This window comes from Sorangium sp. So ce836, assembly GCF_028553905.1.
In the GTDB taxonomy this organism is placed as follows: domain Bacteria; phylum Myxococcota_A; class Polyangia; order Polyangiales; family Polyangiaceae; genus Sorangium; species Sorangium cellulosum_D.
In genome coordinates this window covers 5,065,002-5,088,828 of the sequence record NZ_CP102233.1, presented here as the reverse complement: position 1 = coordinate 5,088,828, position 23,827 = coordinate 5,065,002, and the positions used below count along the sequence as shown (strand labels likewise).

Annotated in this window: 12 protein-coding genes; 6 read left to right on the top strand and 6 right to left on the bottom strand. The window is 74.7% G+C overall.

Annotated elements, in window-relative coordinates; all coding sequences use genetic code 11:
* Positions 1–9: 9 nt before the first annotated feature.
* Together NQZ70_RS18530 and NQZ70_RS18525 are read right to left on the bottom strand one after the other, a co-directional pair.
* Positions 10–1,374, bottom strand: a complete 1,365-nt coding sequence (locus NQZ70_RS18530) for a DUF1552 domain-containing protein (protein WP_129575398.1) — start codon at positions 1,372–1,374, stop codon at positions 10–12.
* Positions 1,371–2,999, bottom strand: coding sequence for a DUF1592 domain-containing protein (locus tag NQZ70_RS18525; RefSeq protein WP_129575397.1), 1,629 nt, complete (start codon positions 2,997–2,999; stop codon positions 1,371–1,373). Before NQZ70_RS18525 ends, NQZ70_RS18530 begins: the two co-directional genes overlap by 4 nt.
* A gap of 347 nt (positions 3,000–3,346) precedes the next feature.
* Between NQZ70_RS18525 and NQZ70_RS18520 the strand changes: the two genes are divergently transcribed.
* The 3 genes from NQZ70_RS18520 to NQZ70_RS18510 all read left to right on the top strand — a co-directional run bounded on the left by NQZ70_RS18520 (position 3,347) and on the right by NQZ70_RS18510 (position 7,967).
* Positions 3,347–4,753: a hypothetical protein gene (locus NQZ70_RS18520; protein WP_129575396.1), complete on the top strand. Its 1,407-nt coding sequence runs from the start codon at positions 3,347–3,349 to the stop codon at positions 4,751–4,753.
* Positions 4,754–4,767: 14 nt separating this feature from the next.
* Positions 4,768–5,373 (top strand): hypothetical protein, encoded by a 606-nt coding sequence (locus tag NQZ70_RS18515; RefSeq protein ID WP_129575395.1) that lies wholly within the window; start codon positions 4,768–4,770, stop codon positions 5,371–5,373.
* A gap of 107 nt (positions 5,374–5,480) precedes the next feature.
* On the top strand, positions 5,481–7,967 hold the full coding sequence (locus NQZ70_RS18510) for a hypothetical protein (RefSeq protein ID WP_129575394.1): 2,487 nt from the start codon (positions 5,481–5,483) through the stop codon (positions 7,965–7,967).
* A gap of 211 nt (positions 7,968–8,178) precedes the next feature.
* Here NQZ70_RS18510 and NQZ70_RS18505 read toward each other — a convergent pair whose 3' ends face one another.
* Complete coding sequence (locus NQZ70_RS18505; protein WP_129575393.1) at positions 8,179–9,741, bottom strand: lipopolysaccharide assembly protein LapB; 1,563 nt, start codon at positions 9,739–9,741, stop codon at positions 8,179–8,181.
* A 129-nt stretch (positions 9,742–9,870) separates the two neighbouring features.
* On the opposite strand from NQZ70_RS18505, the gene NQZ70_RS18500 reads away from it, so the two are divergent.
* Complete coding sequence (locus tag NQZ70_RS18500) at positions 9,871–13,902, top strand: RHS repeat-associated core domain-containing protein (protein WP_165374035.1); 4,032 nt, start codon at positions 9,871–9,873, stop codon at positions 13,900–13,902.
* A 45-nt stretch (positions 13,903–13,947) separates the two neighbouring features.
* Positions 13,948–15,273, top strand: coding sequence for a hypothetical protein (locus NQZ70_RS18495; RefSeq protein ID WP_129575390.1), 1,326 nt, complete (start codon positions 13,948–13,950; stop codon positions 15,271–15,273).
* Positions 15,274–15,339: 66 nt separating this feature from the next.
* On the opposite strand, the gene NQZ70_RS18490 is transcribed toward NQZ70_RS18495, so the two are convergent.
* The 3 genes from NQZ70_RS18490 to NQZ70_RS18480 all read right to left on the bottom strand — a co-directional run bounded on the left by NQZ70_RS18490 (position 15,340) and on the right by NQZ70_RS18480 (position 19,540).
* Positions 15,340–16,962: a hypothetical protein gene (locus NQZ70_RS18490; protein WP_165374034.1), complete on the bottom strand. Its 1,623-nt coding sequence runs from the start codon at positions 16,960–16,962 to the stop codon at positions 15,340–15,342.
* Between the two features lie 131 nt (positions 16,963–17,093).
* Complete coding sequence (locus tag NQZ70_RS18485) at positions 17,094–18,005, bottom strand: hypothetical protein (protein ID WP_129575389.1); 912 nt, start codon at positions 18,003–18,005, stop codon at positions 17,094–17,096.
* Positions 18,002–19,540, bottom strand: coding sequence for a hypothetical protein (locus NQZ70_RS18480; RefSeq protein ID WP_129575388.1), 1,539 nt, complete (start codon positions 19,538–19,540; stop codon positions 18,002–18,004). The genes NQZ70_RS18485 and NQZ70_RS18480 overlap by 4 nt, the downstream gene beginning before the upstream one ends.
* Positions 19,541–19,876: 336 nt before the next feature.
* Between NQZ70_RS18480 and NQZ70_RS18475 the strand changes: the two genes are divergently transcribed.
* Complete coding sequence (locus NQZ70_RS18475) at positions 19,877–23,767, top strand: serine/threonine-protein kinase PknK (RefSeq protein WP_129575387.1); 3,891 nt, start codon at positions 19,877–19,879, stop codon at positions 23,765–23,767.
* Positions 23,768–23,827: the final 60 nt, after the last annotated feature.

Sequence of the window (23,827 nt, the reverse complement as noted above, 5' to 3'; positions counted from 1 at the left end):
GCCCGGCGCTCAGGCCAGGAGGCCCGACAGCGGGCCCGCGCAGTACGCGGGGTTGCCGAACGTGGACACGTCCACGCCCATCGCGTTGCACAGCGTCACGAGCAGGTCGTTGTGGGCGTCGCCGCCATAGCGCACGTACCTCCCGGTCCGGAGCGCCCCGCCGGCGCCGCCCGCGATCACGTACGGCATGTTGTGCCGCGAGTGGGTCTGCCCCTCCGAGATGTCGGTGCACCAGAGGATGAGGGTGTTGTCGAGCAGCGTGCCCGTGCCCTCCTTCACCGCGTCGAGCTTCCCGAGCAGGTACGCGAGCTGCTCCGCGTGCCAGCGCCCGATGTCGACGAGCTGCTGCTGCTTGTCCTCGTCGGTCACGTTCGAGTGCGAGAGCGAGTGGTGCGTGTCCGACTGGCCGAGCCAGGTGAACACCTTCCCGGCCTGCGTCGAGCTCCACTGGATCGACGCGACCCGCGTGAGATCGCAGGCGAGCGCCATCGCGAGCAGATCCATCTGCAGCTTCCCGATCGCCGGGTAGTCGTCGTTCGCGTAGACGTCGAGCGGAGCGCCGAGCTCCGGCAGCGCGCACGCGCCGCCGAGGAGCCCCGGCGCGTCGAGGCGCTTCTCGGTCTCGCCCACCGCGTCGAGGTGCTGCTCCAGCTTCTGCCGGTCCTCGCCCCCCAGCGTCCTCGCGAGCGCGCCGTAGTCCTCCATGACGCTGCCGAGCACCCGGCGGCGCAAGGCGCGCCGCCGCTCGAGGTCCGCCGGATCGGCGCTGAGGTCGAGGAAGAGCCGGTCGAACGCCGCGCGCGGATCGTCCTCGGGCGGGACCGGCTGGCCCGGGCCGAGGTACGAGACGCGCGACGAGACGTTGGCGTACTGGACCTGCACGCCGAGCTCGAGCGACGAGAGCTTCGTGCTCTGCCCGAGCTGCGCGGCGAGGAACTGATCGACCGAGATGCCGCCGCCCCAGCCGACGCGCGCCGCGGGGTTGCAGGCGTACGGGAAGAGCGTCCCCTCCTGGAGCTCCGTGCCGGTGAGGGCCTGGCCGATGCCCTGCTGGTGGGGATCGCCCGGCCCGTGGTAGGCCGAATCCATGTTGATGCCGTCGACGACGAGCAGCTTTTCCCGGTAGGGCGAGAGCGGGGCGAGGATCTCGCCGAGCTCGAACGACGCCCCGGTCCCGGTCGGCTCCCACGCCTTCTTGACGGTGCCGAGGCCCGTGAAGAAGACGACGAAGCGCTTCGGGAAACCGACGGCGCTCGCCGAGCCGCCCATCGCGTCGAGGAACGGCAGCGCGAGGGCGAGCCCGCCCGCGCCGCGCAGGAAGGTGCGGCGATCCAGGCGTCTCCTCGACGCGCGGCGCGGCGCGGCGCGGCTCACAACGCCCCCCCGTCGGCGGGCAGCGCGCGGCGGTAGCGGAACGCGTCCGTCTGCGTGAGCGCCACGAGCAGCGCCTTGATGTTGTACCCGCTCTCGGCGAACGCCGCCTGGATCTGGGTCATGCTGCACTCGTCCTCCGCCTGCTCGGCGCGGCCATAGCCGAAGCGGAACCACTGCGTCGCGACGCACTGGCGCACCTCGCCGCTCTCCGCGAGGCGGTGCGCGAGCTCCACCGCCCCGTCGAAGGGCCCGTCCGCGCCGCCGGTCCCCCCGATCTCGCCGCTCGCGTCGATCGGGACGCCCTGGTCGGCCTCGCGGTACAGGCCGATCCCGTCGTAGCGCTCGAACCCGAAGCCGATCGGATCCATGAGCTTGTGGCAGCCGGAGCAGCTCGGGTCCGTGGAGTGCTGCTCGAACCGCCGGCGGGTCGGGATCCCCTCCCGCACCTCGGGCGGCTGGATGTCCACGTCGGGCGGCGGCGGCGGCAAGATCTGGCAGAGCAGCCGCTCGCGGACGAACTTGCCGCGGTGCACGGGCGAGGACTGGTTCGGCTTGGCGAGCACCGAGAGCAGGCTCGCGTGGGTGAGGAAGCCGGCGCGCTGCGACGGATCGAGCGGCACGATCGCGAGCTCGTCCGGCGCCCCGGCGGGGCCCGCCGGCAGCCCGTAGAACGCGCGGAGCTCGGCGTTCATCATCGAGTACGGCGCCGTCAGCAGCGTCGCCACGTCGCCGGCGGGGTCGTCGAACACGACGTGCTCGAGGAACGCCTCGGTCTCCGCCCGGAGGAGCGCCGGGAGCCCGGCGTGGAAGCTCGGGTAGACCGCGGGGTCCTTGGTGATGGTGTCGATGTTCGACAGCTGCAGCCATTGTTTGTGGAAGTTCGCGACCGCGGCGCGGGCGCGCGGATCCTCGAGCAGGCGGCGGGCGTGCGCGGCGACCTGCGCGGCGGTGCGGAGCTCGCCCGCGTCGGCCGCGGCGAACAGCGCGTCGTCGGGCATCGAGCCCCAGAGCAGGTACGACAGCCGCGAGGCGATCTCGTGATCGGAGAGCGGCACCACGCCGTCCCCGACCGGATCCGGCATGCCGAGCTCGACGCGGTAGAGGAAGTGCGGCGACTGGAGCATCGCCTGGATCACGAGCTCGACGCCGGTCGAGAAGCCGTGCTCGGCGTTCCCCCAGGCGAAGAGCCGCGCGAACCGCTCGCCCTCCGCCGGCGTGAGCGGCCGCCGGAACGCGCGCTTTCCGAAGCGCGCGATGAGCTCGTCGGCGCACACCTCGGGCCCTTGCACCGCCGGCTCGCACCCCTCGAGGAGCGCCTCGAGGCTTCGCGCGGCCCGGGCCGCGATCGCCTCGGAGGCCTTCATGAGCTGCTCGGCGAGCAGCGGCGTGACGCCGAGCGCCGCCGCCTGGTTGTTGAACCCGAGCGCCTCCTCCTCGACCACGAAGGCGTCGGCCGGCGCGCTGTCGTCGCCGAGGAGATCCCGGATCGTGTTGTTGTACTCGAAGCGCGTCATCCGCCGGAGCGGCGAGGCGCCCGGCCGGATCTCCGCGCAGCGCGGCGGCTCGCCGTCCGCCCCTGCGCCGGACCTCCCCGAGCAGGCGGCTGCCGCCGTCAGGGCGATCATCGCGGCCCCCAGCGAGGCGCCAGGGCCGCGCCGCGCGCGGGAGTGCCGTCCTCTTGACCGATCCATGTGCCCTCTGCCTGGGACGAGCGGGTCTCGCGATGCGCCGCGTCGCGGCGCCGCGCATCGTGCGACAACTTTTCTACTTGATTGAGGGCAGTCAAGGAAGGCGGGCGCGCGACGCGGCACCCCTTCTGAGTCCGGTCATAGCGGAGTCTCTTAACGACACTGCGTGTCGCGAGAAAGATCCCCCGATCCTTTCGCAAGACGCTGGATTCCGTCCTGACATCGCTTGTAGGCTCGCGCGCGTGCAAGCTTCAGTCGACGCCGCTGTCACCACGAAAAGGCCCGTGCGCAAGCTCACTAGGTTCACCACGCTGTCCCTGTCGTTGAGCCTCTGTGGGAGGATCCTCCTCGGGCTCTCCGCCGCAACCGCAGCCACGTTCGCGGTCTCGCCGGTCGTGCTCGCCGCCCCCAAGGCGTCGAAGTCGATCGCGGTCCACGTCGAGGGGCCCAACGCGGATGCGATCCGCGACGACATCCTCGCCCTCGTCCCGAAGACGCTGGAGGTGGTCGAGCCCGCCGCGTTCTCGAAGGCGCTGAAGGGCGCCGGCCAGACCAAGCCCGTCGGGGACGCGGTGGTGATGAAGGCCCTGCGGAAGAAGGCCATCGACCGCATTCGCAAGGCCGGCAAGACCGTGAAGGCCGAGGGGGTGATCTACGGCGTCTCGCGGACGAACAAGAAGAAGAAGAAAGAGGTCTACCTCGTTTACGTCGACGAGAACGCGGGCGACCTCGCGGTGGACGGCGCGGTGCCGCTGGGCGGCTCGGACGACGACCGCAAGAAGGCGCTGGAAGACCTGCTCGGCCCGACGCTGGCGCAGATCGCGCCGCCGCCCGCCGACGAGAAGAAGAAGGACGGCGGCGGCGAGGGCGAGGGAGAGGGCGGCGAGGGCGAGGGAGAGGACGGCGGCGGCGGCGACGGCGACGGCGAGGAGAAGGCCGAGGACGGGAAGGACGACGGGGGCCCGGCGCGGAAGCGCAACGACGTCCGCTCGGCGCTCTTCTCGGTCGAGCTCGGCGTCGAGTTCGTGGGCCGCTGGTTCGACTACTCCGATCCGCTCTCGCAGAACCTCCGGCCCTACAGCGTCTTCGGTCAGCCGGCGCTGTCGATCTCCGGAGAGCTGTACCCGCTCGCGGGGACGAACATCGCGGTGCTCAAGGGCCTCGGGATCACCGCCGGGTACGCGCGGGCGCTCGGCCTCAACTCGGCGGTGGGCGACGGCGACCCGCTCAGCACGACCTACCAGCGCATCAACCTCGGGCTGCGGGAGCGGCTGACGCTCGGCGAGTCGACGGTGCTCGGGATCTCCGCCGGGCTCCGGTTCGTGACCTTCGAGATCGACGCGCCGGACGCCCTCGCCCGGACCGTGCCGAACGTCGACTACACGATCTTCCGCGCCGGCCTCGACGCGCGCATCCCGGCCGGCCCGGTCGCGCTGGCGCTGGGCGCCGACTACCTGATGCCCCTCTCGTCCGGCCCGGTCTACGATCGGTTCACCGGCGCCAGCGTGCAGGGCATCGGCGCGACGGCCGGGGTGCTCGTCCCCGTCGCGAAGGGGATCGAGGCGCGGCTGCTCGTCGAGTACGCCCGGTTCTTCTCGTCGTTCCAGCCGGAGCTCACCGACGACTACGCCGCCGGCGGGGCGACGGACCAGTACCTGGGAATTCGGCTCGCCGGGGCATACATCTACTGAGAGTGAGGTAGCACGTGACGACCATCGCTTCCCTTTTCGGGCGCGCCGCGCTCGCCGCTGCCGCGCTGACGAGCGGCGCCGCGCTGCTCGCCAGCTGCGCGGGGACCCTCGACGAGGACTTCAAGGACGAGTACGCCGCCGGCGGCGACGAAGGCGCGGGCGCCGGCGATGGCCAGGGCCCCGGCGCCACGGCGACCACCGGCGGCGGCGGTGCCCCGAGCGCCACCACCGGCGGCGACGCGGTGACCACCGGCGGCGACGCGGCGACCACCGGCGGCGACGCGGCGGCCACCTCGAGCGCGAGCGGCGGCGGCCCCCAGACGTGCGCCGAGGCCCCGACGCTGATCGCGGACTCGTGCGGCCGCGGAGGCTGCCATGACGCAGGCTCGAAGGCCTCGGGCCTCGTCCTGGCGGCGGGGTTCGAGAACATGATCAAGAACCAGCCGTCCCAGTCGTGCGGCGGCTCGGTGCTCGTGCCGGGCCAGCCGGACATGAGCTCGATCTACACGAAGCTCCAGGACCCCCCGCCGTGCGGCGTACGGATGCCGTTTGGCCAGATGGCGTTCACCGAAGAGCAGAAGACGTGCGTGCGCGACTGGATCGCGGCGCTCCCGCCGTGAGGGCCTGAGGGAGCGGAACGCCGCGGGCGGCGGCGGAGGCGGCGCGTCGTTCCACCGACGAGCCCGCCTCGTTGGCGCCCCCGCGGCCAGACGCTACGCTCGCCGCGATGCTGCGCCGGCGCTCGTTCTGGATCGCCGCGGCCGCCGTCGCCTACACGGCCTTCGCCGCGCTCCGGGCGTCCGGCGGCCACGGGCCCGCGTGGCTCGCCCTGCTCGGGCTGCCGGCGCTGCTCGCGCTCGGCCTGCGGTGGGTCGAGCGGCCGCCGCGCGGGGAGGACCGGATCGAGCCGGCCGCGCGCAGCGCCGCCGCCGTCTGCCTCACCGGCGCCGCGATGCTCGCCGCCGCGCGGAGCGGCCCCACCGGGCTCGCGCTGATCGCGCTCGGCAACATCGGCGCGGCGGCGGCGTCGATGGCCGCCCTGGTCGGGCTCGCGCGCATCGCGGGCCTCGGCGGGCTGCTCGATCCCCCGCCCAGCACGCGGCGCCTCGACGCCGCGGCGTTCGCCTCGCTCTTCTGGACCGTCGCGGTCGCACTGCCCGCCGTGTCCGCGGCGGCGCCCGAGCGCGCGGCGGATCTCGATCCGCTGCTCGTGCACTACGCCACCTCCGCGGCGTCGCTCGGCTCGCTCACGGTGATGCTCGTGGCGATCGCGCGCGTCCGCATCGCGCGGCGGCTCGAGCTCGGCGTCGCCGACCGGGTCGAGGCCGCGCTCCTGCTCTCGGCGACCGCGCTCGCGGTCGGCCTCGCGGCGGCGTTCGTCGGCGTCGCGGCGCCCGAGTCGATCCTGCCCGTCACGAGCGCGGTCGCGGCGGTGTGCGTCGCGTTCTGCACCGTGGCCGCGGACGCCGCGCAGGTCTCGCGCGCGCTCCGCCGCACGCTCGCGCTCGCGGCGCTCGCGACCCCGCCGGCGCTCCTCGCGGTGTACGCGGTGCACGAGGCGCCGCGCGGCGATCTCGGGCTCCGCGGCGCGCCGGCGTCGTCGGTCGGCGTCGCCGTGTTCGGCGCGTGCGCGCTCTGCGCGCTCGCCGGGCTCGCCGCGCCGGCCCTCTCGCGCCGGTTCGCGCCGGAGGGGGCGCGCTGGCTCGGCGCCTTCGACGCCGCGACGCGCGCGGCCATGAACCCCGAGCCGGAGGCGGCGCTGGAGGCGGCGCTCTCCGCGCTGCGCGACGCGTCCGACGCCGGCACGGCCGGGCAGGCGCCGCCGGCGCTGTACCTGCTCTCGCCGCCCGAGCGGGTGACCGTCGATCGCGCGGGTTACGCGCACACCGCGCCGGCGGAGGTGCCGGCGCGCCTCATCGAGCTCGCGCAGCTCGAGCCCGAGCGCGTCCTGCGCGTCGAGGCGGCCGAGGCGGTCGAGGTCCGGCGGCCGGAGGTGCGCCCGCTGCTCGCGTGGCTCGCCGAGCGCGACATCGGCGTGGTGGCGCTGGTGAACGACGCGGAGGGGCCGATCGGGGCGCTCGCGATCCCGCGGGGCCGGCGCGCGTCGCCGATGACGCTCGAGGAGGTGTGCGGCCTGCGCGCGGTCGCCGACCGGCTCGGCGCGGTGATCGCGGTGTCGGCGATGCTGTCGGGGTCGCGCGGCCGGGAGGTCGCCGCCCGCCGCGAGGCCGAGGAGCGCGCGCGGGAGGTGAGCCGGCTCGAGCGCGCCGTGGCGCAGGGCGCGGGCCGGTTCCGCGCGATCGCGGCGCTGCTCTCGCGGCCGGCGCGGGCCGCGGCCTACAGCCCCGCCGCGCGCGCGGCGCTCGAGCAGCTGGAGCGGCTCGGCGAGACCGGCGGCCCGGTCACGCTGCTGACCGCGCCCGGGATCGACGCGGTCGCGTGGGGCGCGGTCGTGCACCTGTCGTCCGCGCGGGCGGGCGGTCCGCTGGCGATCGTCGACGGCGCGGCGCCGGTGCCCGAGGGGTTCGCGCAGGCGTTCGCGCAGGCGCGCGGCGCCTCCGCGGAGCCCGCGCGCGGCGCCTCCGCGGAGCCCGCGCGCGGCGCCGGGCCCTCGGGCGGCGCCGGGCCCGCGGGCGCCGCGGGGGCGCCGCCCGCGCTCGCGCTGTGGCGCGATCCGGACAGCTCGCCGATCGAGGCGGCGAAGGGGGGCACGCTGCTGATCCTCGACGCCCAGGCGTTGCCGGCCGAGGTGCAGAGCTACCTCGGCGCGGCGCTGCCGGACGACGTGCGGCTCGTCGTGGCGGTGCCTCAGACGGTCGACGCGCTGGTGGCGACCGGCCAGATGAGCGAGCGGCTCGGCGATCGTCTGGGAGACCGGGCGGTCGCGCTGCCGTCGCTGTCGTCGCGCGCCGAGGATCTCCGGGCGCTCGCGCTGGACCACCTCGCGCGCATCGGCGTCCGGCTGCGGGGCCGGCCGTTCGGCCTGGATCTGCGCGCGTTGCAGGCCGTGCTCGATCATCCGTGGCCCGGCAACGACGCCGAGATGGGGGCGGTCCTCCTCCGCGCCGCGCTCGTGGCCAAGGGCGACGTGATCGGCGAGCGGGATCTCGCGGCGATCGGGTTCACCCCGCAGCCGGAGCCCTCCAGCCAGGGAGGCGCCGCCCGCAGCGAGCCGCGGCGCGCCCGGCGGCGGCGCGCGGAGAAGGCGGGGTAGCCGGGCGGCCGGCGTGCAGCTCACGGTGGGGGGACCGCCGCCGGCGTGCAGCTCACGGTGGGGGGGACCGCCGCCGGCGTGCAGCTCACGGTGGGGGGACGCGCGCCGACGTGCAGCGCCGCGTGGGGGGACGCGCGCCGACATGCAGCGCCGCGTGGGGGACGCGCGCCGACATGCAGCGCCGCGTGGGGGACGCGCGCCGGAGGGGTCGCTACGCCTCCGGGCGGATCCGCCGCGCGGCCCTGGGCGGCACGCCGGGCCGGATCTGCGCGGCCCGCAACATGTCCTTCTGGATGAAGTGGTCGAACATGTGCCGGCAGCTGGGGCAGGGGCTGATGGGATCGCCGGCGTCGAAGTACCTGGACGCCTCGGCCTGGATCGCGATCGCGCCGTCAGGGAGCTCGCGCAGCGCCTGCCGGACCCCCGCCTCGCCCGCGGTCCCGGGCGGGAGCCTTCGCTCGCGCTCCCACGCCATCAGGTAGTCGCTGATCGCCGCGGGCGTCGCGCACCGGGGCGCGCTGATCGGGAGCTCGGCCGGCGCGCCCTTCGAGAGCGCCTCGATCCAGCCGCGGTACCACGCCGTGAAGCTGTCGTGGGTCGGGAGCAGGCCCGAGCCCGCCGCGCGGAGATCGGCCCAGACGGTGCCGGCGCGCGGGCCGCGCACCACGAGCACGGAGAAGTAGCCGCAGCCCATGTGCGCGAGCGCGATCGTGCCGCGGACCGTCGCGTCGGCCTGGTACGCAGCGCGCTCGGACGCGCTCATCACCCGCAGCTGGGGCCGGTAGGGCCGCGTGTGGGGGAAGTCGCCCGTGAGGCTCTCGATCTGCCCCGGGCCGTCGAGCGGCAGGAGCCCGTAGTAGGGCCCCGCGCCGGCGCTGCCGACGCGGGTGAGGAACGCCGCGTAGTCGGCGGGGGTGCGGGCGCCCGAGGACGCCTCGATGCGGCGGAGCTCCTCCGGCGCGAGCGGCGGGAGGAGCCGGTAGCCGTGCTCGCGGGCGCCGAAGCGGTCGAGCCACGGGTCGTGATCGCGGTGGCGGTGATCGATCGCCTCGGCGACGCCGGCGATGAAGCCCTCGACGACGGCGACGGGCGCGGGGTGGTGGAGCCCTTCGGCGCGCAGGCGCTCGAGCGCCCGCGCGGCGGCTGCGCTCTCCGGGTGCGCCTTCTCGTACGCCGCGAGCTTGTCGTACCAGGAGGCGTCGCCATCGCGCACGGCGCGGTGGTAGGCGTAGGCTGGGAACGCCACGGCGTGCGCCGGCTGCTCGTCGAGGACGGCCTCGAGGTGGCGCAGGCCCTCGGCGGTGCGGCCGGCTTCGCAGAGCATCGCGCCGAGGTCGCAGCGGGCCGAGACGTCCTCGGGATCGAGGCGGGCGGCGGCCTCGAACGCGCCCTGGGCCGCGTCGATGTCGCCTCGCTCCCGGAGGGCGTACGCGAGGCTCACGGCGGTGGCGAACGTGGGCTCGAGCTCGAACGCGCGGCGGGCGAGCTGCGCGGCCTCGTCCAGCCGGCCGAGCTTGCGGAGGATCATGCCGGCGACCCACGCGACCTGCGGGTGGTCCGGGTGGCTCGCGCGGAGCGCGTCGAGGGCGGGCAGGGTCTTTTCGAGGGCGCCGCGGGCCTTCGCGTCGAGGCGCTCGTCGGGGTAGCGGGCGAGGAGCTTCACCAGGCGGTAGACGGCGTCGCCGACGTCCATGCGCGCCACGCTCTTCGGGGTGAGCTCCGGGGCGCCCTGTCGCGGCGTGGGTTTCTGCTTGCGCCGCCCGGTCCTGGTCACGGCGAGACGGTAGCGCGCGTCGGCGGCGGTACCAAGCGACGAGCGCGGGGCGGGGCGAGGAGCTTCGAGCAGCGTGGAGGAGCTGCCGGCCGCTTGCCGCAGGTGCGCCCCGCCGGCGAGCATCCGCGCATGGCACGAACGGCGCCTTTTCCGAACGCTGCGGTGATCCCTGGAATGAACCCCGGCGTCTTCATTCTGGGCGGCGGCGGGGCCGGCGGGGGCGGGAGTGGCGGCGGGGGCAACGGCCGCGGCGATGGCCAGGGCGGAGGCGGGAGGAACGGCGGCAGCGGCGCGCGCGGCGGCGGCAAGGACGCGGGCAGCTGCGGGCCGGGCAGCGGTGGCGGCTGTCCCAACCCCACGCACGGCAGCGGCGGCGGCACCCACGCCGGCGATCCGGTCGATCCGATCACCGGGCGCGTCTACACGGTCGCGGTCGTCGATCTCGCGCTGCCCGGCACGATCCCGCTCGTGATCAAGCGCAGCTACAGCTCCGCGCGCGTCGAGGAGGACGGCGGCCTCGGCTTCGGCTGGACGCACTCGCTCTCGTGGCAGGTCGAAGAGGGCCGCCGCGGGCTCCGGGTGCTGGAGCCGCACGCGGCGGCGACGGAGCTGTCGAGGAGGCTCGATCCGGGCGCGTCGGCGCGGCTGCCGTGCGGGGTGCTGACGCGCTACGCGTGGGGCTACGCGCTCGCGGCGGACGGGCTCGCGTACATGTTCGCGGAGCCGCAAGGCAGCCGATGGCTGCTGAGCCGGATCGTCGACCTGCACGACAACCTGATCGAGCTCTCGTACGAGGACGGCCGCCTTGTACAGGTGATCGACAGCGTGGGCCGGATCGTGCGCGTGCGTCGGCACGAGGACGGGCACATCGCCGCCTTCGAGGTCAAGAACGCCTCGGCACACGGGCGTTGGGAGGCGCGGCGGCGGTACGCGTTCGACGCGCGCGGCGACCTCATCGCGGCCGAGGACGCCGCGGGGCACGCGCAGCGCTTCGCCTACGACGAGGACCACCGCCTGGTGCGGCGCGAGGAGCCGGGAAGGCTCGTGGCGGAGTTTCGCTACAAGGATGGGCGCTGCGTCGAGAGCTGGTGCCACCGTGACGGCAACGACGCGCTCGACGACGGCGCGCCGGCGACCCTGTTCGATGGATCGCGGGCCAGGGGGTTTTTGCACGTCAAGATCGACCACCACGACGGCGCGCTCACCGAGGTGATCACGTCGCGCTCGATCCGGCGCATCGACGGCAACGCCTTCGGCAAGCTCGACAGGATGGTCTGGGGCGGCGGCAGCGGCGTGCACACCTTCCGCTACGACGACGCGGGCGCGCTGCTCGAGTACCAGGACGCGACGCAGCGGGTCTTCCGCTGGGAGCGCGACGCGGAGGGGCGGCTCGTGGCCGAGGTCGACCCGATGGGAAACAGGACCCACGTCGAGCACGACGCGCGCGGGTTCGTCTCGGCCATGACCGATGCGCTCGGCGGCGCCGCGCGCTACGAGCGCGACGCGCGCGGCGACGTCGTCGCCGTCTACGATGACGTGGGCTTCGTGGTGGGCTTCGCATACGACAGCCGCGGCTTGCTCGTCGGCGCCACCCCGCCGAACGGCGGCCAGACGCGCATGGAGTACGACGCGCTCGCGAACCGCGTACGCGTCGTCGAGCCCGACGGCTCCGAGCGGCGCATCCGGTACGACTTCCTCGGCCGGGTCCTGGGCTTCACCGACGAGCGCGGGCACGAGACCCGCTTCGCCTACGACGCGTGCGGTCGCCTGTGCGCCGTCTTCGGGCCGGGAAGCGCGGTGACGCGCTACGACTTCGATGTCGACGGCAACCTGGCGCAGATCACGGATGCCGACGGGCGCACGACCACGCTGCGCTGGGGCGGCTTCCACGTCGTCACCGAGCTCGTGCGGCCCGACGGGAGCAAGGTGCGGTATCGGTACGACCGCGAGCAGGACCTGGCGCGCATCGTCAACGAGGCCGGCGACGAGCACCGGATCCAGCGCGACGGCGAGGGGCGCATCACCGGCGAGCGGACCTTCGACGGACGCGAGATCCGCTACAGGCTCGACGCGCAGGGGCGAATCGAGCGGGTGGAGCGCGGGAGCGACAAGGTCGACCTCGAGGTCGACCCGCTCGGCAGGCTCGTCAAGCGCACCACCTCCGACGGGCGCGAGGACGTGTTCGACTACGATCCGCTCGGCAGGATCGCGCGCGCCGCGAGCGGCGACGTCGAGTGCCTGTACACGTACGACCGGCGCGGGCGGGTGCTCACGGAGGTGACGCGGCGGGGCGCCGAGGTGCTCGCGGCGTTCGCGTGGACCTACGACGCCATGGGCAGGGTCACCGGCGTGCGCGGGCCGGGCGGCGACATGAGCGTGCAGCGCGACATCATGGGACGGCCCGTCGCGGTGCAGATCGGTGGAGAGAGCGCGCCGCTGCGCTTCGCGTACAATGCCGGCGGCCACGAGGTCGCGCGGGTGTTGCCCGGCGGCGGCACGATCGCGACCGAGATCGACGCCGAGGGCTTGGTGCAGCGGCAGCGCGTGCTCGGTCAGCCCGGTGCGCCGCGCGTCGGTCCCGGCGAGCCGCCGTGGGTCGGGCCGCTCGCGGCGCCCGAGACGTGGCGCAGGACGTACGCCTGGTCGCCCGCGGGGATGCTCCGCGCCGAGGAGGATCTCGGCGGCGCGACGCGAGCGATGCTCCGCGACGCGAACGGCCGCGTCGTCGAGCGGCGCCGGGGCGGCAAGCCGGCCGAGCGGTTCCGTTTCTCCGCGGCGGGCGAGATGGAGCGGGACGGCGAGCGGCGGACCTACGCGCCGGGTGGGCGGTTGACGGAGCGCGCGACGGCACGACGGACCGTGCGCTACGAGCACGGCGAGCGCGGCGACGTGGTGCGGAAGCGCGTGAGCGAGCTGAGGGGTGATGGCGGAGGCGAGCAGGCACCCGAGCGCGTGTGGACCTACGCGTGGAGCGCCGACGGACGGCTCATGGAGGCGCGGACGGCGGAGGGGAACGTGATCTCGTTCGCCTATGACGCCTTCGGCCGCAGGATCGAGAAGCGCGTGGCGCGGCCCGGGCAGGTCGAGCGATTGACCCGGTACGCCTGGCGCGGCGACGTGCTGGTCCACGAGCGCACCGAGCGCGCGCCGGAGGATGGCGAGACGACCGCCGTGGAAGAGCGGAGCTACGTCACGCTGCCGGAGAGCGCGCTGCCGCTCGCCCAGCGGGACGACGCCGCGGGGGCGCTCAGGTACTTCGTCCACGGGGTCAACGGGTTCCCCGAGGCGCTCGTGGAGGGCGACGGGCGCGTCGCGGCCGAGATCGAGGCGGGCCTGTACGGCGACGTGCCCGACGGGAAGGCCGGGATCACGCCGCTCAGGTTCCCGGGGCAGTACGCCGACCAGGAGACCGGACTCCACTCCAACGGGCACAGGTACTACGACCCGGAGGCGGGGGTGTACCTCAGCCCGGAGCCGATCGGGATCGAGGGAGGCCTGAGGCCGTACGCGTACGTCGACGATTACCCAGTGGAGTGGGTGGACGCCGATGGGCTCGCGCGTATGGAATGCACCATCACGCGCACGGACGGCTCAACGCTAACAGGCGTGAGCCGTGGGCGTCCCCGGAGCGATCTCCACCCAGCCGTTCAGGCGGCGCTCCCACCATCGAACGCTCGCGGCCAAGACGCCAACGTGCAGCCGCAAAACTGCGCTGAACCCCAGGCGCTGAGCGATCATCTGGAGGATTGGCAGAACCGGACTGGCCTGTCGTGCCGCCCCGGAGACCCGGGTTGGAGGGGGAACCTGCGAGCGGCCATGGGTGAGATTGATCCGAACGGTGGCATCGCTTCATCCATGGGAGGGACGCCAAGGGCGTCCTGCCCCAACTGTTCGCAGACGATTCCGCGACTTTACGCGCTCGCCGGGATGGCCCCGCCGAACAGAGTGATCGCGCCGGGGTATCAGGATCAGGAGCGCAGTGGACCTCAGACGAGGACCACAAGACCAGCAGGCGGCTTCCTGTCTGACCCGGGCAACCGCGCAGCTTCCAGCTTCAACGACTCCCAAAACCGCGGCGGGATCCCGGGTCATGTGCCCGGACGCGGTGGCCTCGGAGCGTGGACTTATGACGAAGGACGCGGATTCTGGCATCGCCATTGAGGTGCATTCCCGGCGCCCGCACCAACACGTCGAAGGACAGACGCCATGTCAGATTCCAGATTGCTCGGAGAGCCTCGCGAACGACTGAACGGTGGAGCGTTCGAGCTCGGGCTATGTCAGCCGGACGCTGCACGGCACGCCGTTCTTCGCATTCTCGGCAACGAGTTCGAGCAGACCACAGGGGACACAGGCTCGCAGGAGACGACGCGCCGGACGTACGCGAGCGCGATCGTCGCCGTAAGCGCCTTCGAGCATCGCTTGGCAGAGCTCATGGCTGCGGGGTTCCGCTACGCTTGGCCGCCGCCTTCACCCCATGAGGACATCGAGGCGCTCATCGATGACGAGCCTGACGAGCCCGCAGGCTACCTGCTCCTGGCGGAGTCGCTCCGGGCCTCCGCGGACGCCCGCGGGGAGCTCATCGAGATAGCCGCGGCGCGCCTCGAAGCGGACTCACCGGAGCTGAGCGAGCGCGAGGGGAAGCTGCTCCTCGCACACGGCGACCGTCTCTTCGGCGCGCTCGATGATGTGCAGCGTGCTCTACCGGGCACGTTCACGTACGAGCGTTTCCTCGGCTTCGTCCGCGAAGCCTGCGTGGCGGACGCCGACGCGGTCGCGCTGGCCGATGTCTTCGAACCGGCGCTGCTTCAGGTCGATCCGCGCGAGCTCGGCTTCGACCCCCGCGTGGAGCGGCCAGCCCCGCACACCTATGCGGTCCACGCGCTCCGCCGCTTGCTGCACCACCCGGCCGGGCGCTTCCTCCGGCGCCTACGGATGGAGATCCGCGAGGAGGTCGAGCCCATCCTGCCCCTCCTCGTGGAACACGGTCGCGTCGACCGCGTCTCGCACCTGACGGTGACCTCACGCGGAGGCCGCGCGCTGGGCGCGCTCTTTCCGGATCTGCTCGCCCTGGCCTGCTATGCCAGGGCGCTCGACCGCTGGCTCGCAGCGCCGCTGCCCAGGCTTCTACGCCTCACGTTGCGCTGGGAGCCGGCGGCGCTCGCTTCTGTACTCGCCGCGCTCGACTCAACCCGCCTTCCGTCGCTCCAGCACCTCGCCTTGTGGAACACGCCGCTCGACGCGAAGTCGACGGGGTTGGTGCTCGACCATCCTGTCATCGCACAGCTCACCAGCCTCGATCTATGGTCGCAGATCGCGCCTCAGCGCGGCATGTACGAGACGTTGCTCGCCAGGCGTGGAGAACTCCACCATCTGAAGCGCCTCGTCCTCGCGCTCCATGGCGCTCCCGCCGAGCTCGTCGCGCGGTTCGCTGACTGGCCAGCCGTCGTCTGGGCGGACCGGAGCCGCGCTGGCCTCGAGGAGGCGGATCGCGAGGCCATCGCTGGCTTCCCTCTTGGAGGATTCATTTTTTGACCGAGCGACAGCTCGCGACAGCGACGAGGCGCGCACCATGGCACGCGAGCTCGTCGATCGCGCCGATCAGTAGAACCGGTACCCGAGGCCCACCGGCGCGGCGATCACGAACCCGTCGAGCCCCTTCATGAACGTCGGCCAGGCGCTCAGGAGGAGCGCGCCCGACGTCCAGCTCGAGCTCGGCAGATCCGCGAGCACGAGCGACACCTCGACGCTGCCGCCGAACGCGAGCGTCTCGACGAGCGCGGTCTCGGGGAGGCTGCCCTCGCGCGCGTTCACGTCGACCTCGGTCCGGCCGTAGTTGCGGTCGACCAGCTCGGAGGGGATCTCCCCCTTCACGCCGGTGACCTTCGCGTCCTGCCCCACCGCGCCGACGAGCCCCGTCAGGCCGAGCCAGACGCGCCCCAAGCGCAGCGACGCGGACGGGCCGCCGACCACCAGGTAGCCGCCGCCGAACCGGTAGCCGCCGAGCACCCGGGCGCCGAGGTGCAGCCGCTCGGAGAGCGCGATCCCGACGAAGGCCTGGCCGCCGGCGAACGGCCCGATCGCCGGCTCGAAGCTGGCGTGGCAGACCTCGTCGTTGCAGGGCGCGATGAGCTCGCCCTCCGGCAGGATGTTGTAGCTGTACGAATACGCGCTCAGGTCGCCGAAGCTGCCGGAGTCGATCAGCCCGATCAGCGCGCCGCCCGCCGCGCCGACCTCGAGCACGAAGCTGCCGGCATGTTTCGGCGCGGCGCCCGGGCTCGCCTCCGGCTCCGCGGCCGCGGAAGCCTCCTCGGGCTGCGCGTCCTCCTCCGGCCCCGCAGCGGCCTGTTCCGGCGCCGCCGCGCCCTTCCCGGCCCCGGCCGCGCCCTTCCCGGCCCCAGCCGCGCCCTTCCCGGCCCCAGCCGCGCCCTTCCCGGCCCCAGCCGCGCCCTTCCCGGCCCCAGCCGCGCCCTTCCCGGCCCCGGCCGCGCCCTTCCCGGCCCCGGCCGCGCCCTTGTCCGGCGCCGCGGTGGCCGCCGCCGCCGCCTCCTTCGCGGGCGCCTCCTCCGCCGGCGCGGGCTCCGGCGCCGCCGAGCCGTCCTTGGCCAGCGCCGGGACCGCCACGGCCTTCCGCTCGCCGCGCTTGATCGAGACCGACGCCTCCCACTTCTTCCGGCCGGGCGCGCTCGCGCTCACCTTGTGCTCGCCGGGGTCGATCGGCCGGGCCTGGCCCCAGCTCGCGCTGTCGACCTGCGCCCCGTCGAGCGTCACCTCGAGCCCCTCGACGGCGCCGGCCCGCGGCACGCTCACCGTGAGCCGCGGGAGCCGCAGCTCGAGCCTCGCCCCCCTCGCCTTCGCGTCGGCCTCGAGCCGCTTGTTGCCCTCCTTGCGGGCCGCGGCGCTGAGATCGATGTACTCGGACCACGCGGTCGCGAGCTTCCCCTGCTTCTCGTGGCAGGTGGCCAGCGCGAGGAGCGTGGCCGACCTCGGGCTCAGCCGGTAGCTCTCCTCGATCTTGGGGCAGGCCTCCGCGAGCTTGCCCTTCTTCATGAGCGCCTTGCCCTCGTCGAGCAGCGCAGATGCCTGGGCGAACGCGACGCCCGGGCTCACCGCGAGCGAGAGCGCGAGCGCCGCGCCGGCGACGCGCGCCCACGGGCTCCGCGCGCGCCGGGCCGCCCCCCGAAGCAGGCCGACGCGGAGAGGGCGCCGGGGAAAAGAGAGCATGTCGTCGGAGTTCTTCGCGTCTTGCCGGTCCAAACGGTTCGTCGCTCCAGCGCGAGGCTCGTGAAGAGGGGGCCGGAGCGTATCACGCCCCGTTCGAACCGATCAAAACCGCGCGGCGCGCTGCGCGCGGCTCACGCGGCCCCGGAGCGCTCGTCGAGCAGCTTGATCCCGGCGGCGACCTCGCTGGCGAACGACTCGGCGATCGCGCGCGCCCGACCGAACCGCGGCGGGACCTCCCTGGCGGCGCGGGCGAGCGTCGCGACGGCGAGGTCGTGCGGCTGGCGCAGGAGCACGCGGTACGCGAGGCTCCGGCCAGGCGGGGTCGCGACGACCGCGAGCGTCGAGGCGGACCACGCGAACGGCGGGCTCTTCCGGGTCGCGGTCGCGAGATCCGTGAGCGGCGTGCGCGTCATCCAGAGGGCGAGCGCGTCGGCGAAGTCGGGCGGGGCGAGCCCGGGGATGCCGTGACCCATGTCGGCCAGGCCGACGCGCCGGCTCTCGACCTGGACGCTGCGCAGCTGCCGCCACCGGAGCAGCCGCGGGGGCGGGGGCTGGCCGCGGAAGCTCGCGCGGCCCGTCCACCAGGCGACCATCGCGTCCGTGCGAAAGCAGTCGAGCACGCGCGCGAACGTGGCGTGCCGCGACAGCGCGGTCGCCACGTCCGCCGGCGCGGGCACGAGCTCGCAGAGGTCGCGCACGCTCGCGAGCAGGCGCGGATAGCGGCTGCGCGTCAGGACGCCGGCGAGCTCGTGGTTCGTGAGCTGGAGCAGGTCGTTCAGCGCGGCGAGGAGCGCCCAGTCGGCGGCGGTGAGCTCCGGGAGCGTGTCCACCGGGGCGACGAGCCGGGCGACGCGGACGCGGACCACATCGATGCGCGAACCGAGGTCGCGATCCAGCGCCCCCGCGCCGTCGCCGAGGAGGAGCGCGAGCCGGACGCCGAACGGGCGCACCGGGTGGAGGGGGCCGCCGAGGACGAGCGGGGCGAGCACGTTCGCCTGGAGCTCGGAGAGGCGCTCGGCGATCGCGTCGGGCTCGTCGGTCATTGAGGGGCCCGGCCGGCGCCCGGCGGGAGCGCCCTCGGCTCCCCGCTCGCGTCGGGCGGGGCGAGGTCGCGCAGGGGCCGGATGCCGACGCCGCCGAGCACGACCTCGGGCAGCTCGGTCGCCAGCGCGGCCGTGAGGCCCGCCGACTGCGCGGGGACCGGCGACCACTGCTGCGCCTCGAGGAGCGCCGTCTCCAGGGGGACGAACGCGTCCTCGGCCACGCCGATCGCCCGCCCGTCGCGCCCGATGAACAGCGCTTGCCCGGCCGGGGCGCCGAGCGCGCGGAACAGCACGGCGGGCGCGACCGCGGGGACCGCGTCGTAGCCGGCGGGGATGTAGAGGCCCGGGTGGACCTCCCGGAAGAACTCGCCGACCGGGATCCCCTCGATGCCGGTCGGGTGGCGGAGGAACGCGCCCGCGGCCGTGAAGGCGATGCGGGCCCGGCGCAGCGTCTCGGGGCCGAGCGCGTAGGCGACGTGCCGGAGGAGCTGCATCTCCTCGGGCCGGATCCACGACGCCGTGACCGTCCGCCACGGCTCGGAGCTCGGGACCAGGCGGAGCGACAGCACGACCGAGGCCGGGCGCCGGGCGTCGCCCTCCGGCGTCACCCGCGCCACCGCTGGCTCGCGGCTGAGCTCGACCCGGGCGAACGCCGAGACATCCCCCATCGCCGGCAGCTTCGCGATCTCCAGCGCCTCGCGGCCCCTGCCCCGGAAGAGCACGAGGCCCGCCTCGCTGAACACCGGGCAGGCGCGGAGGTTGACCGGGTGCCGGAACCCGATCTCCACCGCGGCGCCGGGGGCGACCGGGACGAAGTACCCGAGGCCCGGCGTGCTCGTGAGCAGCGGGACCATCCGGCCGGGGACGGCCGGCACGCGGAAGAGGTAGCGGAGGACCGGGGCGTCGTCGAAGCTCGACTCCGGCGGCCACTCGCACAGGCCGACCTCGGCCTCGACGCTGCTCCGGGACAGGTAGCGGATGAGCGCCGGGCCGAGCCCCGACTCCGCGACGAGCCAGCGGGGCCCGGGCTCGCGCCCGGCGGCCGGATCGAGGTGCGGCTCGAGCCGGAGCAGCAGCCCGCGCACGTCGAGGCGCCGCTCGACCTCGTACGTCTGCGAGAAGGCGTTGTGGTAGAGCGAGAGCGCCGCGTCGCTGGGCAGGATCTGCGGGACGTCGTACCCGAACGGCGCGGCGGCGTCGCGGTACTGGACGAAGTGCCGGCTCGTCCCGGTGAAGCAGTAGCCGCCGGCCAGCCGTGCGATCTCGGCGACGCGGTCGAGCCGGTCGCTGCTCTCCGCGGCGAACAGGAGGGTGACCTCCCGGGCGCCCAGCTTCGATCGCACGACCTCGACGACGAGCGAGCGGAGGATGTCGCCGAGCGAGCCCTGCCTCGTGTAGAGCGCCAAGAAGGCGACCAGCCGGTCGATCGACGGCAGGAGGACGAGCCCCTTGGCCCCGAGCGCGACGCCCTTGGCATCGAGCCCGAGGCCGGGCGTGCGCAGCCGGGTCTGGTGAACGGCGACGCGATCGAGCATCGAGGGACTCCCGACGTTAGCGCAGAGCCGCTGACCGTAAGAGGAGGTTTCGGATCCGTCAAGAGAGGCCCGGCGCGCTCGGTCTGAGCGGCGCGCTGGGCGCGGCGCGCCGCTCAGACCGAGCGCGCAGCGCCGCAGGAGCGGCCCACGGCGAGCGGCGCGACCGCGCCCGGCGCGACCGCGACACTGGAACTACCCTGGACGACAGCGTAGTCTGCTTGGCGAATGCGCTCCGTCGGAACACCGCAGACCCACCCGGCCCGGCGCCATGAGATCGCCTCTCCGCCGCGTCGGAGCGCGCTCGGCGTCCAGCCCACCGATCACGTCGGCTAGCGCATGAGCTCCGCGCGCATCGAGGCCGCAAGGCCGCTCATCGCCGGCCGATTCCACATCGAGCGCGAGGTCGGCCGCGGCGGGATCGGCACCGTGCACCGCGCGTACGACGTGCAGACCGAGCGGTACGTCGCGCTGAAGATCATCACGGCGCTCGGCGTCGACGCCGAGGGCCAGGCCCGGCTCTCCCGCGAAGGGCAGATCCTCTCGGAGCTCGATCACCCCGGGATCGTGCGGGTCGTGGCGTTCGGGACGCTCGATTCGACCACGACGGACGCGGAGGGGCGGCGCATCGAGGAGGGGGCGACGTTCATCGCGATGGAGTGGCTCGACGGGGAGGACCTGGCGTCGCGCCAGCGGCGCTCCCCGCTGTCGCTGCGCGACGGGCTGGAGGTCGGGCGCCAGGTGGCGAGCGCGCTCGCGGCCGCGCACGACGCGGGCGTCGTCCACCGCGACATCAAGCCGTCGAACATCCTCCTCCTGCGCGGGCCGCCGGACGCCGGCATCCGGGTCAAGCTCGTCGACTTCGGGGTGGCGGCGTCGAAGGAGGTCGTGCTCACGACCGACGCGGGCAGCCCCGTCGGCACGCCGGCGTACATCTCGCCGGAGCAGGCGCGCGGCGACGCCACGGTGGACTCGCGCAGCGACCTCTACTCGCTCGGCGCGACGCTGTTCGAGCTGGTCGCCGGCCGGCCGCCGCACATGGGGCCGACCTCGATCGCGACCCTCGTGCGCCTCGCGACCACGCCCGCGCCGCGGCTGTCGGAGTTCCTGCTCGACGTGGTCCCGGCGCTCGACGACCTGATCCACGCGCTCCTGCTCGCCGACCGGGAGCTCCGGCCGAGCTCGGCGCGCGAGGTGGCGGAGAAGCTCGCGGCGCTCGTCGCCGAGCCGCACCTGCCCACCCCCTCCCCGCTGCGCGTGAGCGACAACCCGCCGGGCGTGATGGGCACGCGGCTCGTGACCACGATCGTCGCGCTGCACGTGGCCACCGGCGAGGAGCGGCAGCGCGAGCTCGAGGCGCTGCGGCGCCGCGGGGCCGACGCGCTGCCGCTCGGCGCCGACTCGATCGTCGCCCACCTCGGCGTGCGGCAGGCCCACGGCGACGAGGCGTCGCGGGCGCTCGAGCTCGGGCTCGGGCTCGGCGACCGCGGGGGCCGCGTCGGCGTCGCCTCCGGCCGCATGCGCGTCGACCGGACGCGATCGGCCGGCGAGGTCGTCGACCGCGCGGTCGCGCTCGCGCGCGAGGCGGGCCTCGGCCGCGTCCTCGCGGACGCGACCACGGTGGAGCTGTCCCGCGGGCGCTTCCTGGGCGAGCCGCTGGAGAGCGGCGCCGTGCGGGTGCTCTCGCGCGCGCCGAAGCGGCCCGACGCGCAGACGCCCTTCGTCGGGCGGGACGCGGAGCTCATCACCACGGTCGCGGCGTTCGACCGCTGCGTCGAGGACCGGACGCCGGTCGTGGTGAGCATCTCGGGCCCGCCGGGCATCGGCAAGAGCCGGCTCGCGCGCGAGTTCGTCGCCCGCATCGCCGACCGGCCGGATCCGCCGCGGCTCGTCCAGCTGCGCTGCGAGTCGTTCGGCCGGGCGCAGGCGCTCGGCGTGGCCACCGACGCGCTGCGCGTCCTCACGGGCCTGCCGAAGGGCGCGTCGCTGGAGCAGGCCGACGAGGCGGTGCGCGCGCGGCGGCTGCTCCACGGCGACGGCGGGCTCCTCGCGCGCCTCCTCGCGAACCAGCCCTTCCCCGACGGCGTCGACCTGCGCGGCGCGCGCGACGCGCTGTACCTCTCGATGACCGACATCGCGGTCGGCGCCGCCTCGCTCGAGCCGTGCGCGCTGCTCGTCGAGGACGCGCAGTGGGCCGACCCGGAGAGCGTCGCGTGGCTCGATCACCTCCTCGGGCGGGCCACGGGCAGGGCGCTCTTCATCATGCTCATGGTGCGCCCGGCGTTCTGGCGCGACCAGGGCCAGCGCTTCACCGGCCGCGACCACGTGCGCGTCGAGCTGCGCCCCATCGCGCGCCGGGCCACGCGCGAGATCGCGCGGGCCGTCTTCAGCGCGGCCGCCGCCGCGCGGCCGTTCGACGACGCGACGCTCGACCGCGTGGCGCAGCAGGCGGCCGGCTCGCCGCTCTTCGCCGAGGAGCTCGCGCGGGTCATCGCCTCCGGCAAGGACGCCGCCACGGCGCCGACCATCGAGGCGGCCATCCAGGTGAGCCTCGACGCGCTCGACGAGCCCACGCGCGAGGCGGTGGTGCGCATGAGCGTCTTCGGCCTGTCCGTCTGGGACGTCGGCCTCGCCGAGGTCGGCGTGGCCGAGCCGGAGATCGCGCTGAAGAAGCTCATCGCCGCGGAGCTGCTCGTCGAGCAGCCCGCGTCGCGCTTCCCGGCCGCGCGCGAGTTCCTGTTCAAGCACGCGCTCGTCCGCGACGTCGCGTACGCCTCGGTCGGCGAGGAGCTCCGGAAGAAGCTGCACGCGGCGGCGGCGCACTGGCTCGACCGGCTGGGCGAGGACAGCGCCACGGTGGCGCAGCACTTCGACCTCGGCGGCGAGCACGAGGAGGCCGCGATCCGCTGGGAGGCCGCCGCGCGGCGCGCCCTGGCGACGAACTCGCTCCGCGACGCGGTCACCATGGCCGATCGCGCGCTCGTGTTCGCGCCCGACAAGCCGACGGCCTTCGCGCGCGCGGTCCTCCTGGAGGAGGCGTACTCGCGGCTCGACGCGCGCTCGCCCGAGCGCGACTCGGCGATCCGGGCGATGTGGGAGAACGTCTACGACGAGGCGAGCGAGCTGCGCACGCTCACCGCGCGCGCCCGCTACGATCACGCGTGCGGCTCCGGGATGGATCTGGAGGAGCGCCTGACGGCGCTGCGCGACCGCGCCCGGGCGATCGATCTCGTCGAGGAGGAGGCGCAGTGCTCGGCCACGCTGGCGCAGGTCCACGCGTTCGCCGGGCAGCTCGCGAAGGCGGAGCAGGAGGCCGCGCACCTGCTCGATCTCGCGGCGCGGCGGGGCCTCGTCTGGGCGGCGGTCGACGCGTGGCAGACGCGCGCGGTCGCGCACCAGACGCGCGGCGAGCCCGCCGCGGCGCTGGAGGCGCGCCGGAACGCGGCGCGGGCGGCGCGCCGCGCGGGGCTGCAGGAGCGCGAGGCGATGCTGACGATGAACGTCGGCTTCGCGCTCACGACCATCGGCGCGCGGGACGAGGCGCTCCAGGAGATCGAGGCGGGCATCGCCCGGGCGCAGGCGATCGGCAGCTCCGGCGCGGCGCGGCACGGGCAGATGATCCTGCTCTGCTGGGCGGCGACGTTCGGCCCCGAGCCGCGGCTCGACGCCGCGCTCGCCGAGCCGCGCGCGAGCGCGGACGAGGCCGCGGGGAGCATGTGGGTCGTGCGCGACCGGGTGACGCTCGGCATCCTGTTCTACCGGGGCTGCGAGCTCCTGCGCGTCGAGTCGTCGGGCCTCGCCCGGGCGCGCTCGCTGCTGAAGAAGGCCACGGAGGCCTACCGCGTCACGGAGAACCGCGACGTCCTCCCCGTGGCGCTCGGGTTCTGCGCCGAGGCGGAGCGCCGCTTCGGCGACGCCGAGCAGGCCCGCGACATCGCGCGGGAGGCGGCGGCGCTCGTCGAGGCGGGCGCGCCGAGCCTGCTCAACGAGGCGCCCATCTACCTCGCGCTCCACGACGCGTGCGTGGACATGGGCGACCTCGTGGGCGCGCGGGACGCGATGGAGCGCGCGATGCCGCCGCTCCTGCGCCGGCTGAAGGGCCTGGAGGGGACGCCCTACGCGCGCTCGTTCCTGCTCAACCTGCCGCAGAACTCGGCGCTGCTCGCGGCCGCCGAGGCCTACGGCTGCGTGCCGCCGTCGCTCGAGGCGATGATGAGCAGCCGGCCCTAGGCCCGCGCGCGGCGCGCTTCCGGCGCGGCCGCGGGCCGAGACGGAGCCGGCGCGCGGCCG